This window comes from Anaerococcus vaginimassiliensis (assembly GCF_900626155.1).
Taxonomy (GTDB): Bacteria; Bacillota; Clostridia; order Tissierellales; family Peptoniphilaceae; genus Anaerococcus; species Anaerococcus vaginimassiliensis.
This window is the reverse complement of record NZ_LR130844.1, coordinates 1,574,397-1,593,050: the sequence shown is the minus strand read 5'-3', so window position 1 is coordinate 1,593,050 and position 18,654 is coordinate 1,574,397. Positions and strand designations below refer to the sequence as shown.

The following is an 18,654-nucleotide window of genomic DNA, read 5'->3' as shown; positions in this document are numbered from 1 at the left end:
TCTCCTATAAATAATTTTAGGAGGTTTTTTTAATTTATGAAATATAAGACACAGATGGAAGCTGCAAAGCATGGTTTTGTTACAGAAGAGATGAAAATCGTTGCTAAGAAAGAAAATGTTAGTGAACAATTTCTTTTAGAAAAGATTGCCAAAGGAGAGATTGTTATTCCTAGAAATAGGAATCATAAGTCTATATCTCCAGAAGGAATTGGCTCAGGACTTAAGACTAAGATTAACGTAAATCTTGGTATATCAAAAGATTTAAACGATCTTGATCTTGAGATGGAAAAGGTAGATATGGCTCTAAAAATGGGAGCAGAATCTATAATGGACCTTTCAAATTATGGCAAGACCCAAGAATTTAGAGAGAAGCTTATAGAAAAATCTACTGCTATGATTGGTACTGTACCAATGTATGATGCAGTAGGATTTTTAGATAAGGGATTAAGCTATATAAAAGCTCACGAGTTTTTGGATGTTGTTAGAAACCATGCAGAAAATGGAGTTGATTTTGTAACTATTCATTGTGGAATAAACAGAGCAAATGCTGAGATCTTCATGAGAAATAGAAGGGTAAATGAGATTGTATCTCGTGGTGGATCACTTCTTTTTGGTTGGATGAAGATGAACAATCAAGAAAATCCTTTCTATGAATATTATGACGAACTATTAGATATATTAAGAGAATATGATGTTACACTTTCCCTAGGAGATTCTTTAAGACCAGGTGGTATCCATGATGCTACAGACCCTGCCCAAATAGCAGAGCTTATAACCTTGGGAGAATTGACAAAAAGAGCTTGGGAAAAAGATGTTCAAGTTATTATAGAAGGACCAGGCCATGTTCCAATTGATGATATAGAAATGAACATGAAGCTTGAGAAAAAACTTTGCCGCAACGCACCTTTCTATGTACTAGGACCTTTGGTAACTGATATCGCACCTGGATATGACCATATTACAAGTGCTATTGGTGGAGCAATTGCAGCAAGCCATGGAGCAGATTTCCTATGTTATGTAACGCCTGCTGAACATTTGAGACTACCTGATGTAAATGATGTAAAAGAAGGAATTGTTGCTGCAAAAATAGCCGCTCATGCAGGGGATATTGCAAAATTAAAGGATGCTAGAAATATCGACCTTGAAATGAGTAAAAGAAGACAAAAACTAGACTGGGAAGGTATGTTTGAGCTTGCCCTTGATCCTGAAAAATGCAGGGAATATAGAGACGCATCCAATCCAGAAGATGAAGGAACTTGTACTATGTGCGGTAGTATGTGTTCTATGAAAAATATGAACTTAATACTTGAAGGCAAAGATATAGTATTATAAAAAATCAGCCTTACAATTTCTATTAATGAGATTGTAAGGTTTTTTAAATTTATTATGACTTTATAACTAAAAATAAATAATAAATAAAAATAAATACTTTTAATAATAAAGTGTATAAATTAATGTAGTGATTAAAAGAAAAATTAAATAAGATTAAGAATTACAGAATTTATTTTTGGAGGGAACTATGAAATTATTAGATTTTAACGAAAAAGATCAAAAAGATATCGATAAAAGATTGTCAATATCAGAAATTAGTGACAAAGAAACTGCTGAAAAAATACTTGATTTGCTACCTGAAGGTTGGATTAAGAAAATACCTATATTTGTTAGAAAACATTCAACCACTAAAGCAATTGAAAAAATAGCTAAGGAGCATCCTGATCTTTATGAAGTAGCAAAAAAACCAGGCGATTTACCTGAAAAAGAAAAAGAGGAGCTTAAAAAAATAATTACAAATTTATTTAAGGAAAGAATGGAAAAACATGGTATCAAATAACTATATAGAATGAATTATTAAAACCTCTAAATATATAAAATTTAGAGGTTTTTTAAATCTATTTTAATAATATTGGGTATAAATGAAAACAAGACTTTAATTGTTGATTTTTTATATAAAAAATAGAAAAGGAGTTAATTTGATTACCTATAAAAATGTATCTATGGCTTATACTGACAGTGGAAAAGTTTTAGATGATTTAAATTTTAATATAAAAAAAGGTGAGTTTTTTGTAATAGTAGGTCCAAGCGGTAGTGGAAAAACTACCTCGCTAAAGCTTATAAATAGACTTATCGAGCAAACTGAAGGGGATATATATTTTAAAGATAAAAAACTAAAAGATTATCCACTAAGAGATCTTAGGCTAAATATAGGCTATGTTCTTCAGCAAATAGCCCTATTTCCAAACCTTACAGTTGCTGAGAATATTTCCCTCATTCCAGAAATGAAAAAGATGGATAAGAAAGTCATAGCTAGGAGAACTGATGAATTGCTAAAACAGGTAGGACTTGATCCAGATAAATATAGAAATAGATTACCAGAAGATTTATCAGGTGGAGAAAAACAAAGGATAGGAATTTTAAGAGCGATAGCAGCAAATCCAGAGATTCTACTTATGGATGAACCATTTTCAGCTCTAGATCCTATTAGTAAAACTCAATTACAAGATTTAATTAAGAATATTCATGATGAGTATAAGATTACAACAGTCTTTGTAACTCATGATATGGATGAAGCCTTGAAACTGGCTGATAGGATTTGCGTTATGAAAGAAGGAAAGATTATTCAAATCGCAAAGCCTAGTGAAATCATGGACAACCCAGAAAATGATTTTGTAAGTGAGTTTTTCAAAAACGAAAGTGATATAATTTATGAATGATTTAGTAAGAACACTTATTGAAAGAAAGACAGATCTAGTAACAGCTCTATATGAACATTTGCAAATATCTTTAGTGGCATTGATTTTGGCAATATTTATTGCCGTTCCTTTGGCTATATTATTGTCAGAAAGGAAAAAAGTAAACGAGGGAGTCCTACAAGTAACAGGTGTATTTCAAACTATTCCATCACTTGCACTTCTAGGACTATTCATACCATTTATGGGCATTGGCAAAATACCAGCAATTACAGCGTTGGTTATCTATGCCATATTTCCAATTTATCAAGGAGCAGTTACAGGGTTTTCTGAGATAGATCCATCACTAGAAGAAGCGGCGACTGCATTTGGAATGACAAAGTGGGAGAAGCTTAGAAAATATAGACTTAGTTTAGCTATGCCTATTATAATGTCTGGTGTGAGAACATCTGCAATAATGATTATAGGAACAGCGACTCTTGCAGCGCTTGTAGGTGCTGGTGGTTTGGGCTCATTTATCCTTTTAGGTATAGATAGGAATAATTCCTCTCTTATATTAATTGGAGCAATATCATCAGCCTTGTTGGCAATATTATTTGGAGGCTTAATAAAATTATTACAAAATAAAAAGCCAAGAACTATATTGATTTCATTGATATTAACAGTTTGTATAATATTAGTAAGTCTTGTTCCTTTTAAATCTAAGACAAATAAAAAATTAGTACTAGCTGGTAAGTTAGGAGCAGAGCCAGAGATTTTGATAAATATGTACAAGGAATTAATTGAGGATGAGACTGATATAAAAGTAGAACTAAAGCCAAACTTTGGAAAAACAAGTTTCTTATATGAGGCTTTAAAAGCAGGAAGTATCGATATCTATCCGGAATTTACTGGAACCATAACATCAAGCCTATTAAAAGAAGATATCGGGAAAGTATCAAATGATCCAGAAGAAGTCTACAATTTAGCTAGAGATAAAATATTAGCTCAGGATTCATTAGTATATTTAAAACCAAGCAAATTTCAAAACACCTATGCCTTGGCTGTAAGAGAAGACTATGCCAGCAAGAACAATTTAGAAAAAATATCAGATTTAAAAAACATAGAAAATGATGTAAATGCTGGATTTACTCTAGAATTTAACGATAGGGAAGATGGAAATTTAGGTCTTAAAAGCTTATATGGTTTAAACTTTGATGTAAAAACTATGGAACCCGCCCTAAGATACACAGCAATTTCCAACAAATCCATAGACTTAACAGATGTTTACTCAACTGATAGTCAAATAATAGCAAATAATTTGAAAATCTTAGAAGATGATAAAAAACTATTTCCGCCATATCAAGCAGCTCCACTTCTTAGAGAAGAAACACTAAAAGAATATCCGGAGCTTGAGGAAATATTAGAAGAACTAGCAGGGAAAATCACATCTGAAGAAATGACAAAAATGAACTATGCAGTTGACGTAGAAGGAAAATCAGCAAATGAAGTTGCAAGGGAATATTTAATAAAAGAAAAACTAATAGATAATTAACTGTAGTTACTTTAGGAGATAGATTATATAAAAATAATCATCTCCTATTTTTTATATTAATTAATATGGCTTTATAAAGCCTAGCAAGTAAGTTTATTCATTAATTTTATTTATCAGATAATGATAATTAGTAATAATATGTAGTGTTTTATATTATTGGTACCTTTTTATTAATGCAAAAAAATAAAGCCTTGAAATATCAAGGCTTATAAGCTATCTGGTGGAGATGAAGGGATTTGAACCCTTGTCCGTGGAAGATTTCCCAATAGCATCTACAAGTTTATTTAGATTTAAGTTTTCACATAAAAAATAAAAATCTAACGAAAAATTTTTATGCTAGCTTCATTCTACTGATTGTATGGCAAAGCTTACATACAATAGTTGTCGCTTGATTATGAAACGAATATCAAACTTGCGACGAGCCCGATATTCATTGCTGGCCTATTCTTAGGCAGCTAGTGCGAAGTTTGCTTCGCTATTGTTGTTTGCGTTTATATTTAATTGCCAATTTACGTTTTTGCATACGACTTGCAGCTAAAGACTCCTCAACCACGTCGAAACCAAGTCATCCCCGCTCATGCATTATACTTCTATTGATTAGCTTGTCAAAATTATAAATATTAGATAAAATATATACAAGAAAAGGTTTCTGTATATATAAATGGGTATACATTTAGTAAGTAATAAATTTCTTATTTAAGGAGGAATTATGAGAAATTCTAATAAAATTGCAGCTATGTTATTAGCTGGAGGACAAGGGTCAAGACTTAAAGCCTTAACTAGAGATATGGCAAAACCTGTTGTGCCTTTCGGTGGAAAGTATAAAATAATAGATTTTGCTTTGAGTAATGCGACAAATTCAGATATCAAAGATATAGGAGTTCTAACTCAATATAAACCTCAATTACTAAATCAACACCTTGGTATAGGAGCACCTTGGGATTATGACAGAAACTTTGGTGGACTTAGAATTCTTACCCCATATTATACAGAAGAAGGTGGAAGATGGTTTGAAGGAACTGCTTCAGCTATCTACGAAAATATTAATTACCTCGATGAAGTAAATCCTGAATATGTTCTTATCCTTTCAGGAGATCATATCTATAAAATGGACTATAGGGAACTATTGGATGTTCATAAGAAAAATGGAGCTGATGCTACAATTGCTGTAATGGAAGTAGATTGGGACGAAGCATCTAGGTTTGGAATTATGAATACCGATGAAAATGGCAAAATAGTAGAATTTGAAGAAAAACCAGAACATCCAAAGTCTAACCTAGCTTCAATGGGAATATATATATTTAACTGGCAAGTTCTAAGAAGAGAGTTGATTGAAGATAGCAAGAATAAAGATTCTTCTAACGATTTTGGTAAGGACATTATTCCTAAAATGCTAGCTGAAGATTTAAAACTCTTTGTTTATAAGTTTGATGGTTATTGGAAGGATGTTGGAACTGTAAGAAGTTTCTGGCAAGCAAATCTTGACTTGATAGATCCATCAAACGAGCTTAATATTTATGATGAAAATTGGAAAATCTATACAGCTTCTTTAAATCTTCCACCTCACAGAGTAAGTAAGACTGGTCAATTAAGTGATTCATTGGTAAATGAAGCGTGCGTTATTGATGGATCAGTATCTAACTCTGTACTATTTTCAAGTGTCGAGATAGAAGAAGGTGCAGAAGTTTATAATTCTGTTTTACTAAATGGAGTTAAGGTAAAAAGCGGAGTAAAACTATACAACTGTGTAGTTGCATCTGATATGGAGATTACTGAAAGTATTGGTAAAGAGGATGATAGCAAGGTTTATCTAGTAAGTACTGAAGGTATCGAGGAGGAATAATATGCCTAGTATTGTAGCTTTAATATATAGTTCAGAATTTGAAGAAAGAAATTATGGAGCTTTATGCAAGAATAGACCAGACTATATGTTACCATTTGGTGGAAGATATAGGTTAATCGATTTTTCTTTATCAAATATTTCAAACCATGATATATCAAGAGTGGTCTTGTATGCAGATAGAATGTTAAGATCAACCTTAGACCATATTGGTAATGGAAAAAGTTGGGAGCTAAATAGAAGAAATGGCGGACTTTTAATCAACTCTCCAAGTTATAATTCTAAGGGAAATCTAAGTGAAATAGAAACATATTATGATACTATCAGATACTTTGAAGATCATCCTTCAGATTATATCTATATCAAAAATCCTATGTATATCAATAAAGTTGATATAACTGATGCTAAGGAAACAATGGAATCAAATGATCTTGATTGTTTAATATTTTCAACAAAGACAGAAGATAGAGATGGATATTATCTAAATAGAAGAATTATATCTTCAGATGAAAATGGTAAGCCATGCTCAGTTGGTCTAAACTTAGGCTTATCAAATGAGATTGACCTATTTTTAGGATCAATCATGATTAAAAGGGATATGTTCTTGAGAATCTTAAGAACTGCCATGGAAAAGAACTCCCAAATGTCTTTACTAAATGCAATCTTCTCATTTGCAGGAGACATGAATATTGACTTTTATAGACATAACAAAGAATTTGAAATTATTTCTGATATCAATTCTTTCTTTGAAGCTAATATGAAATTACTTAAAAAGGATGACTTCAATCAACTGTTTTATGAAGACGGTCTAGTTTATACTAAATCAAAAGATGAGCCTTCAACATCATATACAAAAGAATCTAACGTAAAAAATTCTTTGATTGCGAACGGTTCTATCATCAGAGGTGAAGTAGAAAACTCTATCATATTTAGAGGAGTTTCCATAGGAAAAGGTGCTGTTGTCAAAAATTCAATAGTTTTTCAAGATACAGTTATATCTGATGGAGCAATCTTAAACTATGCAATAACAGACAAGAGAACATTTATAGACAAGGATACCAGATTGTTTGGTAATAGATCTCATCCATTTGTAACAAGCAAGAATGAAAAACTAGAGAAAGGAATTTAGAATGAACGTTCTTTTTCTAACTGGTGAAGCAGTTCCATTTATAAAAACAGGAGGTCTTGCAGATGTTGCTGGGGCCTTACCTAAAGAACTTGTAAAAAAGGGAGTTGACTGTAGAGTTGTTTTACCTTTGTATAAATCAATTGATGATAAATATAAACAAAAAATGGAAAAAGTCACCGAGTTTTATGTGGACTTGGATTGGAAGCATCAGTATGCTGGTGTCTATTACTTAAAATGGGACGGAGTTATTTTCTATTTTATAGATAATATGGAATATTTTAATCGTGATGGATCATATGGATTCGACGACGATGCCGAAAGATTTATATTTTTCTCCAAGGCTTGTACCCTATTAGGTAAAGAAATTAATTTTAAGCCAGATATTATTCATTCTAATGATTGGCATACTGCAATGGTAAATGTTTTTGTCAATGATTTTAGAAAAGGCGACTCATATTTCGAAGATATCAGAACCTTGTTTACCATCCATAACCTAAAATATCAAGGAGTATTTGGTGCGGACAACCTAAGACTTGCAGGACTTGATGGATCTTACTTTAACGAAAATGACTTAAAATACTATGAAGCAATTAACTTTGTTAAAGGTGGAATTATTCATGCAACCGCTGTAAATACAGTCTCTGAGAATTATGCTAGAGAAATACAATATCCATTCTATGGAGAAGGGTTAGATGGTATTATTAGAAAGTATTCTAATAAACTTTCAGGGATAGTAAATGGTATTGATTTTGATATATGGAATCCTAAAACAGATGGGTTGTTAGTGGAAAATTACGATGTCAATTCTATAGATAAGAAAAAAGATAATAAGTTAGAATTACAAAAAGCTTATGGTCTACCAGAAAGAAGTGATGTTCCATTAATTGGAATATGTTCAAGACTTACAGAAATGAAAGGTCTTGACTTAGTTAGATATATCTTAGATGAATTATTACAAGAAGATATACAATTCGTTGTATTAGGAACTGGCGATTATACTTACGAGGAGATGTTTAAGTATTTTGAATGGAAATATCCTGACAAATTAGCTGCAAGAATGTACTATAGTGGAGAAGAAAGCCACAAGATATACGCAGCAAGCGACTTTTACTTGATGCCTAGTGTGTCAGAGCCTTGTGGTATAAGTCAGCTAATCGCAATGAGATATGGATCTTTACCTATAGTAAGAGAGGCTGGAGGACTAAAAGATACCGTTACAGCCTATAATGAATTTACAGGAGAAGGAACTGGATTTTCTTTTGCCAATATAAATGCCCATGAGCTTCTATTCTGCATCAAAAATGCTCTTAAGATTTACAAAGAAGACAAAGATGCTTACGAAAAACTCGTTGTAAATGCAATGAATGAGAACAATGATTGGGAAAAATCAGGCGAAAGATATTTAGATTTATACAATGAAATTAAAGCAAACTAATAATGAAACAAATTTACTAGAAAGAATACAAATATTTTTGTATTCTTTTTATGCTAAAGATATAAAAAATGCAAGAATAAACGAAGTATATGATTGTCTCTGTAGAGCCTTGATGGAAGATATCGGCAAGAAGTGGGTTTATAGCAAGTCAAACGATGATGATTTTGAAGTATACGTATTAAGCTTTGAATACTTGCCAGGTAAATTTATCGAAAGGAATATAGCTAGATTAGGAAAAGAGAAAGAAGTTAGGGAAACTTTAGATAAGATTGGATTTTCCTATGATGAGATAATTGATTTTGAAAAAGAAGCTAATTTAGGGCTTGGAGATATTGGTATAGGTTCAAGTTATTTAATAAGTGAGCTTGCTAATAAAAATATTAGATCTGTTGCCTATGCTCTACGCTACGAAAATGGAGATTTGAAGCAGAAGATTGTAGATGGTAGGCAAGTTGAATATTCAGAATATTGGCTTGAAGAAGGTAACAATTGGGAGCACAAAAAGGGATTTTCTTATGAAATAAATATAGATGGACGAAAACATAAGTCAATAGCTTATGATATCCCAATTTTAAGTAATAAAGCTGATTTTGTCACTAGCCTTAGACTGTTCCAATCAGAACCTACAAAGGCCGTTAGCTATAGTGACTTTGCTAGGGGAGATATTTTAAAAGCCTACGACGAATATATTTCTACAAGTTCTATAAACCAATTTTTATATTTAGATGATTCTTCCTATGATGGAAAACTTTTGAGATTAAAGCAAGAATATTTTTATTCAGCTAGTGCTGTTAGGGATATTTTCAAAAGATATAAGAATAGATATTGTTCTATAGATAAAATTGATAAGAGGATAAAGATAATAGTAAATGATATCCATCCTACTCTTGCTCTAATTGAATTTATAAGAATTTTAACTAGAGACTTTAATTTAGATATTAGAAAGTCTATAGATATTACTAGAAGTGTATTCGAACACATTGCATTTTCTATAACTGATGATAGCCTAGAAGCCTACCCTGTAGAAATGGTAAAGAGGGTAAATCCTGATATATTAGATACTATACTAAATATTCAAGAAGCATTGAAATTAGATAATATTGATTCAGTTCTTATAAAAAATGGCTATGTTATGTTTAAAAACATCAATATGGCCTTGTCTAATGAATACATTTATCTATCCAAAATTCTGAAAAATAATAGATCATCTAAGAGAACTCTATCGTATACAAATTTTGGAACTGATAGGTTGTTATATTTAGATAAAAACAATATTCAATTAATGGAAGTATTTAAGGAATTTGGAATTGATTCTAGTTCTTATGATCAGATAAATAAGTTAAATGACCTAAAAGATAATAATTACTTTATAGATAAAGTAGAAGAAGCTAAATTTATTAATAAAAAGAAACTAATTGAGCTTTCTAATGAACCTATTAATCCATATTCAATCTTTGATGTTCAGTTATCAATCTTTCATGAAGGAAAAAGGCAAATTCTAAATGCTTTAGCAATTGCCTACAGATATTATTTACTTAAAACAAATGCTAACCTAAGAGATGTTTCTACCACATACATTTTCTCTGGAAAAGCCAATGAAGGATATTTCATGGCAAAGGAAACTATCAAATTCATTTTAGCATTAAAGAAAATGATAGATAAGGATAAAATAATCAGAGAAAAGATAAAAATAGTATTTATTGAAGATATAGATATTCATAAGTCAAAAATAATCCTTAAATCTTTAGACGTATATAACAACCTAACATTATCTACTTTAGATAATCAGGATTTTAATATGTTAAATGCAGCTTTCAATATGTCAAATATTGTAACGAGTAGGGGCGGCATAAGTCAGAATATTGAAGGAGATAATTCATTCTACACCATAGGTGAGTCTTATGATGATATTGTAAAATCTAATGTAAATGATTTATACAATGCGAATGATTTCTACTATTCAAATGATATGGTAAAATACACAGTAGAAAATCTAATAAGAGAAAGTTATGAAAATTTCCCATACGATTTTAAACAGATGTATGACCAAATAATGATGTATAATGACTCGTTTAGAATATTTAAAGATCTTAATAATCTAATAGAAACGAGAAATAAGAGAGAACTTGATTATTTAGATAAAGAAAATTGGGTCAGAAATGAAATCGATAATATACTATGGGCTAATAATTTTAGATTAGATAATAAAATTATAAGGAATGGTATAGATGACTGATACAAAAATATCCTATAGAAAAAGAATAGAAACACTCAGTTATGATGAAATAAAAAATGAAAAACTAGGAGCTATCTATAGCAAGGATAAGACAACATTTAGAGTTTTTGCTCCATATGCTGATACAGTAGAGCTATTGATAACTGATAATTATAAAAAAACAAGAAAAGATTCCTACGAAATGATAAGGAATGATATAGGAATTTGTGAGATAACTCTTCAAGGCGATTATGAAGGATATTTCTATAATTATCTGGTAGATGGTAAATATGAAGTTACAGATCCGTATTCATTTACATCGTCAATTAACAGTATAAGTTCTGTCGTAGTTGATATGACAAAGACAGACCCTGTTGGCTTTAGAGAGCAAGCTCTTACAGAAAATAAAGAAGAAGATGCTATAATATATGAAATGTCAGTTAAAAATTACACCGCTGATCAAACAAGTGGTGTCGTAAATAGAGGTAAATTCTTAGGACTGACAGAAGGTGGAACAAAGTATAAAGAAAGAAAGACTGGACTAGATAATATAAAAGAATTGGGTGTAACTCATGTTCAGCTTTTGCCAATTTATGATTTTATCTCTGTTGATGAAGATAATGGCCACTTCTTCGATGATGATAACTATAATTGGGGTTACGATCCAGAACTGTACTTCGCCCCAGAAGGCTCATATTCAACAGATCCCTACAATCCACTATCAAGAATAGTGGAAGTTAAAGAAATGGTTAAATCATTTCATGAAAATAATATTTCTGTAATAATGGATGTGGTCTATAATCATACCTTTAAATCATATGATTCTAATTTGGATACCCTTGCCAAAGGATATTATCATAGAAGAAATGAGGACGGTAGTTTTGCTAATGGATCTGGAGTTGGCAATGAAGTATGTAGCGAAAAAGCATTTGTAAGGAAATTGATAGTAGATTCTTTGATCCATTGGGTGAAAGAATACAAGATAGATGGATTTAGATTTGATTTAATGGCCTTGGTAGATATTGATACTATAAAAATCGCCCTAAAAGAGCTAAGTAAAATAAATCCTAACATAATAATCTATGGGGAACCTTGGATGGCTTTTTCATCTCCTTTGCCTTTGGATAAGCAAATTTTAAAAGGATCACAAAGATCAAACGGTTTTGGTGTTTTCAATGACGATTTTAGAGATGCTATAAAAGGAGATGTCAATGGTTATGAAAGAGGATATATCCAAGGAGTATTTTCTAAAAAAACTGCTATTGAAACAGGAATAGCTGGATCAATAGCTTATGACAATAAAAGATATGGCTTTGCTGATAAGGCGAGTGAATCAATTAATTATTTCAACTGTCACGATAACTTGATTTTATACGACAAACTTGCTATTTCTTTAAATCGAGAAACAAATATAGATGATTATGTGAAAATGGCTCTTAGTATAATATTTCTATCTTTTGGAAAGCCTTTTATTTACGAGGGAAATGAGTTTAACCAAACAAAGAATAATGAAGCAAATTCATATAGATCACCCCTAAAAATCAATTCTATAAAATGGGATAAAAAACTTGAAAATTACGATATTTTCACATACACTAGAGACCTTATAGAACTTAGAAAATCCATGAAAGTATTAAGATATATACATCCTAAAGATATTAGGAGAGCGTTGACTTTTATGGATGATATTGATGATAGCAAAATACTATATAAATTAGAAGATGAAGACCAAATTTACTTGGTGGCGATTAATGCCAATAGTCATAGATCAAATATAGACAAAAATAAATTAGATAAGCTCTTTTCAAAGAAGGCTTATAAATTAATAAATATATTCTCTAAAAAGGGTATAAATGAAGTAGAAGTAGATAATGATCAAGGATTAATTTTAGAAGAAAGATCGGTAAATGTGTATAAGTTAGGAGAAAGAAATGGACTATAAAGATACTTATAAAAAGTGGCTTGAAGATGATAGATTCGACGAAGAAACTAAGAAAGATCTATTAAGCATTAAGGATGATGAGGAAGAGATAAAAGATAGATTCCACCAATCCCTTAAATTTGGTACAGCAGGACTACGTGGTAAGCTTGGCGCAGGTACAAACAGAATGAATATCTACAATGTAGCTCAAGCAACTCAAGGTTTTGCTGATACTATAGCTGAAGGTGGCGAAGAAGCTAAAAATAAAGGCGTTGCCATAGCTTATGATGTTAGACATATGTCAGAAGAATTTGCAAAAATTGCTGCTGAAGTATTTGCAGCTAATGGAATCAAAGTCTACATTCATAAAGAAATCCAACCAACACCAGTTTGTTCTTACACTATAAGAAAACTAGGAAATGTTGCTGGTGTAATGGTAACAGCAAGCCACAATCCAAGAGAATACAATGGTTACAAAGCATACAATCACGAAGGAAGTCAAATTCTAGATGAAACAGCTGATAAAATATTAGGTCACATTGCTGAGCACCCAGACTTTTTCGAAATTCCAAGAGTTGACTTTGAAGAAGGTCTCAAAGATGGCATTATAGAATATGTAGATGACAAGCTAATAGAAGATTACATCAAAGAAATACTAGACTGCACTATAAATGATGAAGGAATTGATAAAGATATAAACGTAGTTTATACTCCTTTAAATGGTGCAGGAAATAAATTGGTAAGAAGAATTCTTGATGAAAGAGGATTTAAGAATATTAATGTAGTTAAAGAACAAGAAAATCCAGATCCAGACTTCACAACAGTTGGATATCCTAACCCAGAAGATCCAAAAGCCTTTAAATATTCTGAAAATTTAGGAAAAGAAGTAGGAGCAGATCTGCTTCTTGCTACTGATCCAGACTCAGATAGATGTGCTGTAGAAGTCAGAGATAAAGATGGAAATTATAAGTTCTTGACAGGAAACCTAATTGGATCATTGTTAACAAACTATATATTAGGAGCTCTAAAAGATAATGGAGAGCTTCCAGAAAATGCAGCGGTTGTTAAATCGCTAGTATCAACAGACCTTGTAAAACCAATAGCTAACAAATATGGTGTTAAGGTTTATGATGTACTAACAGGATTTAAAAACATTTATGCTGTTGCAAACGAATTAGATGAAAATAAGAGCGGAAAATTTGTTTTTGGCTTTGAGGAAAGTATAGGTTACAACTATAAAGATTTTGTTAGAGATAAAGACGCAGTTAACTCTGCAATGATGATTACAGAAATGGCTGCTTATTATAAATCTCAAGGAAAGAGTCTATTAGATGTTATAGATGAGTTATTTAATGAATATGGCTACTATTCTAATGAGGTTGTTTCTATAGTTCTTGAAGGACTTGATGGTCAAGAAAGAATTTCTAGAATCATGACTCAAGTTAGAAATAATCCTATCAAGGAAGTATGCGACTATAATGTTAAAAATATAATAGACTATCAAGATGATGATACAGGTCTTCCAAAATCTAATGTTTTGAAATATTATTTAGAAGATGATTCTTGGTTTGCTATTAGACCTTCTGGTACAGAGCCAAAAATCAAAATTTATATCAATGCTATAGGCAAAGATATGGATGAATCTAAAGACAAACTTGTAAAAATAAATAAATTTATGCAAGATATAATTGATTCTATCGAATAAAGTTATTTTCTAAAGCTGCCATTTGGCAGCTTTTTTCTTTACTTTTCTAAAATACTTGCACTTTTACTAAAAATGAAATAACATATATCAAAAGGAGTAAAAAATGGAAGGTTTTTTTAATGTTATAGATAAAATATTTTCAGTTAATGTATTTGGAAGTTTAACTTTATATCAATTATTATCAACAATATTAAAGTATATTTTTGTATTTATAGTATTTTACTTTATATATTCTATAATTAGAATAATATATTATGATGTAAGAACAACCCTCAAAAAAGAATCAAAATCAGATACATATCTAAAATTATTGAATGTTGACGACAAATTTTCCTTTGATGTGCAAGAATTCTATTTTCTAGCATCAGACAATACAATAGGCAGAGATGATAGGAATAGCATTTGTATCAAAGATAAATTTCTATCAAAGTTTCATGCGAGAATTGTGGAAGATGAAGGGATATATTTTATAGAAGATTTAAAGTCAGCTAATGGAACTTTTCTTAATAGGGAAAAGATAGAAGATGCGATAGAGCTAAAGTCAAACGACTTAATAAATATAGGAACTTTGAAGTTCCTGTTTATCCAAGGTGATGAAGATGAATAGGCTCAAAAATTTAGTGGTAAATAGACAAAGATCTCAAAGAAAGGCAGTATTTTTGCTTTTGATGTTCGAGTTTTTGTCTTTATCTCTAGCACTGATTTATAATATAGAAAGTATAGAAACAACAGATTTTATAACTTATTTGGTACTTTTAGTATCAACTATTGTTTCAACAATGATTCTAAGAAAGATTAGTAAGTCAGACGTTATTTTATTAATGATTGTAAATATGCTATTTTCAATAGGGGTAGCTATTATATATAGGCTTGATCCAGCTCTAGGAAAGAGGCAATTACAGTATTATTTGTTTGGATTACTTATGTTTTTTGTAACATATTTAATTCTTAGGTCAAATCAATCTTGGCATAAATTGTCAAAAGTATATTTTGGAATTTCTGTCTTGCTATTTCTTATAACTTTAGTATTTGGGTCATACCTTGGAGGAGCCAAGAACTGGATATTTATAGGTAATATTAGTATCCAACCTTCAGAGTTTATAAAAGTACCACTAGCATTTTATATAGCAAGCTTTTATACTCATTATAACGAATATGCGAAAAAGCCATTTGGTAAGTATTACATGAATTTAGTAGTGTATATATTTATAGGATTCTTATTCTTACAAAAAGATTTGGGAACTGCTCTAATATTTTTTGGAACAATGATTCTTAGTCAATTTGTTTATGATAAGGATAGAAAACTCATAATATTAAATATGCTTGCCATGATATTAGGCTCAATAGTGGCATATTTTCTATTTAGTCACGTAAGGGTAAGAGTAGCAACATGGAAGGATCCTTGGTCAGATATAGATGTTACAGGATATCAGATAACTCAAGCCTTGTTTGCTATGGCAAGCGGTGGATTATTTGGCAGCGGTATAGGTTTAGGCAGACCAGACTATATCCCAGTAGCAGAATCAGACTTTATATTCTCAGCTATTTGCGAGGAAATGGGTATATTTATGGGTATTGCTGTTGTACTCTTGTTTATGATCCTTGTTTATAGGGCTATTAAAATCTCTTTGATACAAAAAGATAAATTTTATTCTATCTTAGCTTTTGTGATTGGTATATTATTTGCTCTACAAACATTTATTATTTTGGGTGGAGTTTTAAAGTTAATTCCCCTAACAGGTGTTACTTTACCTTTCATAAGCCAAGGAGGATCATCCATGATAGCGGGATTTATCTTGTTAGGTTGCCTACAATATTGTGGTGAGGAAGTTAAATATGGTGATGAAATAAATGAAGAATGATAAAGATACTAGTAAGAAAAGAAAAGATGGAGAAAGCCTAATAGATAGGATAAAAAAGCTTGAAGAAAAGAACAGGCTTGAGGAAAATAACCAATTAAATATTCTATCAAAGACGACAATTAATAAAAGATTGGTTTTCGTTATGGTGTTTTTTGTAGCGTTATTTATGACACTTGCCTTGTATCTAGTCTATTTCCAACTTTTTAGAAGAGCAGATATAGAAAATGACTCTCATAACAGGAGACTTTGGGTTAATGAAGATCATATCAAAAGAGGAGATATATTAGATAGAAACGGAAATATCCTAGCTTATAATGAAACTGATTATGATGGAACCCAATACAGGGTTTATAATTATGGCGCAGTATCATCATCTATTACAGGCTATTCATCTAAGACTTATGGAAAAACAGGTATAGAAAAAACTTATAACAAACAACTACTTGCCTTAAGTGGTGATGGCTTTTCTAATTTTAGAAAAATGGTAGTCAAGAATGATACTGGTTATGATGTTGAACTTACGATGGATCAAAATATCCAAGATATTGTTTATAATCATATGAAAGATATAAAAGGTTCTTGTGTTGTTATTGACCCAACCACAGGAGATATATTAGCGCTAGTTTCAAATCCTACTTTTGATCCTAATTCACTAGATGAAGATTGGGGATATCTGATAGAAAATGAAGATGCTCCTCTTGTAAATAGGGCAACCTCTGGTTCATATAGACCAGGATCCACTTTTAAGATAGTTACAGCTACAGGGATTCTTTCCAGTGGAATGGATACTTCTTATAATGATACTGGAGTTGAAACAATACAAGGTTATGATATAAAAAACTTTGCTGATCAAGTGTATGGAATGGTTAATCTAAGGTCGGCCTTTGTAAATTCAGTAAATACTTATTTTGCATCTAAAACAAATAATTTAGGAAAAGAAGAATTCAAAAAATTAGCAGAAAAGTTTATGATAAACAAGGATTATCCTTTTGATTTAGATAAAAATAATGCCAAAATACCATTTGATGATCTTAATAAAGTTGACTTAGCTATGACTGGTTTTGGCTATGGTAAGACAGAAATTACACCACTTCATATGGCAATGATTGCATCAAGTATTGCAAATGAAGGAAAGATGATGAAGCCAAGACTTGTTAGAAAAGTCGTAGATGAGGATGGTAAAATCATTGAAGAGAAAAAGAGTGAAGTTTTATCTGAAGTTACAAGCACAGAAGATGCTAACTATATTAGAGATCTAATGGTTGCAGTTGTTAATGAAGGAACTGGCAGCAAGGCTTACTTGGATTCTATCCAAGTTGCCGGAAAAACTGGAACAGCTGACAAGAACAATGGCCTCTTAGATGCATGGTTTGTAGGTTTTGCGCCAGCATATAATCCAAAGCTTGCTATTGCACTTGTAGTTGAAGATAGTGATGATACAGGTGGAGAAACAGCTGCTCCAATAGCGAGAGATATTATAAGTGACATTTACGAAAACGTAAATTTAGATTAAACTACATTAACTTATTCTTGATATTAGTCCAGTAGTGATTTTTATTGAGAATAAGTTTTTTTATTTTCCTATCAGAAACACCAATTCTTATCTTATAGTCCTTGCTCGAATATTCTTTTCCATCAAAGATAAAAACTGTATGGTAATTATCTCTTTTAGAAATATTTATATCAATTGTAGCATCATTCGGAAGTACTACAGGACACCTTAGAGACTTATTCATATTTGAATATACAGGTGCTATTGGAGTTAATTGAAAACCGTTTAAAGATTGGTGGAGAATAGCGCCTCCTGCAGATAAGTTGTAAGCAGTTGAACCATGAGGGGTTGATATAATTAATCCATCTCCAGAATATGCCTCTATGAAATTGCCATCAATAAATACTTTTAATCTAATAATTTGATTTCTATCACTCTTTACTACAACTTCATTTATAGAATTAATGATTTTATTGTTAATTCTAGCTTCTAAAATAGATAGATTTTCTATTCTATAGTCTTTATTATCAAAAGATTTTATAAAATTTTCAATCATATTAACTTCTACTTCTTGGTAAAAACCCAAATGTCCTGTATTGATGCCAATAAAAGGTATATCAGAAAAATTAGACAAATGAACTGCATTTAAAAAAGTTCCATCGCCGCCTATAACTAAGTTTAATACAGCATCATCTTCATAGGAATTAGTAAAAGTATATCCGTATTTTTGCATTATCTTCTTAGATTTTTGAAATACTGATTTAGAAAATTTTGATTTATTTTTAAAAACATTAACTTTATTTGTCATTTAATCCACCTCTCATATAATATCTA

Annotated in this window: 14 protein-coding genes and 1 other RNA gene; 13 read left to right on the top strand and 2 right to left on the bottom strand. The window is 31.0% G+C overall.

Going from position 1 to position 18,654, the window contains the following annotated elements; genetic code table 11:
* Window positions 1–36: 36 nt before the first annotated feature.
* The 4 genes from thiC to E0D87_RS07780 all read left to right on the top strand — a co-directional run bounded on the left by thiC (window position 37) and on the right by E0D87_RS07780 (window position 4,221).
* Window positions 37–1,332 (top strand): phosphomethylpyrimidine synthase ThiC, encoded by a 1,296-nt coding sequence (gene thiC / locus E0D87_RS07795; RefSeq protein WP_130820031.1) that lies wholly within the window; start codon window positions 37–39, stop codon window positions 1,330–1,332.
* A 187-nt stretch (window positions 1,333–1,519) separates the two neighbouring features.
* Window positions 1,520–1,831, top strand: coding sequence for a hypothetical protein (locus E0D87_RS07790; protein WP_130820030.1), 312 nt, complete (start codon window positions 1,520–1,522; stop codon window positions 1,829–1,831).
* Between the two features lie 139 nt (window positions 1,832–1,970).
* Window positions 1,971–2,711: an ABC transporter ATP-binding protein gene (locus E0D87_RS07785; protein ID WP_130820029.1), complete on the top strand. Its 741-nt coding sequence runs from the start codon at window positions 1,971–1,973 to the stop codon at window positions 2,709–2,711.
* A complete protein-coding gene (locus E0D87_RS07780) occupies window positions 2,704–4,221 on the top strand; it encodes an ABC transporter permease/substrate-binding protein (RefSeq protein ID WP_130820028.1) in 1,518 nt (505 codons plus the stop codon). Before E0D87_RS07785 ends, E0D87_RS07780 begins: the two co-directional genes overlap by 8 nt.
* A 218-nt stretch (window positions 4,222–4,439) precedes the next feature.
* On the opposite strand, the gene ssrA is transcribed toward E0D87_RS07780, so the two are convergent.
* Window positions 4,440–4,794: a transfer-messenger RNA gene (ssrA, locus tag E0D87_RS07775) on the bottom strand.
* A gap of 136 nt (window positions 4,795–4,930) precedes the next feature.
* Here ssrA and E0D87_RS07770 point away from each other — a divergent pair.
* The 9 genes from E0D87_RS07770 to E0D87_RS07730 all read left to right on the top strand — a co-directional run bounded on the left by E0D87_RS07770 (window position 4,931) and on the right by E0D87_RS07730 (window position 17,841).
* Complete coding sequence (locus tag E0D87_RS07770; RefSeq protein WP_130820027.1) at window positions 4,931–6,064, top strand: glucose-1-phosphate adenylyltransferase; 1,134 nt, start codon at window positions 4,931–4,933, stop codon at window positions 6,062–6,064.
* A gap of 1 nt (window position 6,065) precedes the next feature.
* Window positions 6,066–7,190, top strand: coding sequence for a glucose-1-phosphate adenylyltransferase subunit GlgD (gene glgD / locus E0D87_RS07765; protein ID WP_130820026.1), 1,125 nt, complete (start codon window positions 6,066–6,068; stop codon window positions 7,188–7,190).
* Between the two features lies 1 nt (window position 7,191).
* On the top strand, window positions 7,192–8,625 hold the full coding sequence (glgA, locus tag E0D87_RS07760; protein ID WP_004834528.1) for a glycogen synthase GlgA: 1,434 nt from the start codon (window positions 7,192–7,194) through the stop codon (window positions 8,623–8,625).
* Window positions 8,606–10,861: a glycogen/starch/alpha-glucan phosphorylase gene (locus E0D87_RS07755; RefSeq protein ID WP_130820025.1), complete on the top strand. Its 2,256-nt coding sequence runs from the start codon at window positions 8,606–8,608 to the stop codon at window positions 10,859–10,861. Before glgA ends, E0D87_RS07755 begins: the two co-directional genes overlap by 20 nt.
* Entirely contained in the window at window positions 10,854–12,782 is a 1,929-nt protein-coding gene (gene pulA / locus E0D87_RS07750; protein ID WP_130820024.1) for a type I pullulanase, read from the top strand. Before E0D87_RS07755 ends, pulA begins: the two co-directional genes overlap by 8 nt.
* Window positions 12,772–14,466 carry a phospho-sugar mutase gene (locus E0D87_RS07745; protein WP_130820023.1) on the top strand — a complete coding sequence of 565 codons (1,695 nt, stop codon included), beginning with the start codon at window positions 12,772–12,774 and terminating at the stop codon, window positions 14,464–14,466. Before pulA ends, E0D87_RS07745 begins: the two co-directional genes overlap by 11 nt.
* A 103-nt stretch (window positions 14,467–14,569) precedes the next feature.
* The gene (locus E0D87_RS07740) at window positions 14,570–15,073 is read left to right on the top strand and encodes an FHA domain-containing protein (RefSeq protein ID WP_130820022.1); all 504 of its coding nucleotides are present in this window, start codon (window positions 14,570–14,572) and stop codon (window positions 15,071–15,073) included.
* A complete protein-coding gene (locus E0D87_RS07735; protein ID WP_130820021.1) occupies window positions 15,066–16,328 on the top strand; it encodes an FtsW/RodA/SpoVE family cell cycle protein in 1,263 nt (420 codons plus the stop codon). The genes E0D87_RS07740 and E0D87_RS07735 overlap by 8 nt, the downstream gene beginning before the upstream one ends.
* Entirely contained in the window at window positions 16,318–17,841 is a 1,524-nt protein-coding gene (locus E0D87_RS07730) for a peptidoglycan D,D-transpeptidase FtsI family protein (RefSeq protein ID WP_130820020.1), read from the top strand. Before E0D87_RS07735 ends, E0D87_RS07730 begins: the two co-directional genes overlap by 11 nt.
* 1 nt (window position 17,842) lies before the next feature.
* Here the strand turns inward: E0D87_RS07730 and E0D87_RS07725 are convergent, their stop codons facing one another.
* Window positions 17,843–18,628 (bottom strand): NAD(+)/NADH kinase, encoded by a 786-nt coding sequence (locus E0D87_RS07725; protein WP_130820019.1) that lies wholly within the window; start codon window positions 18,626–18,628, stop codon window positions 17,843–17,845.
* Window positions 18,629–18,654 lie beyond the last annotated feature (26 nt).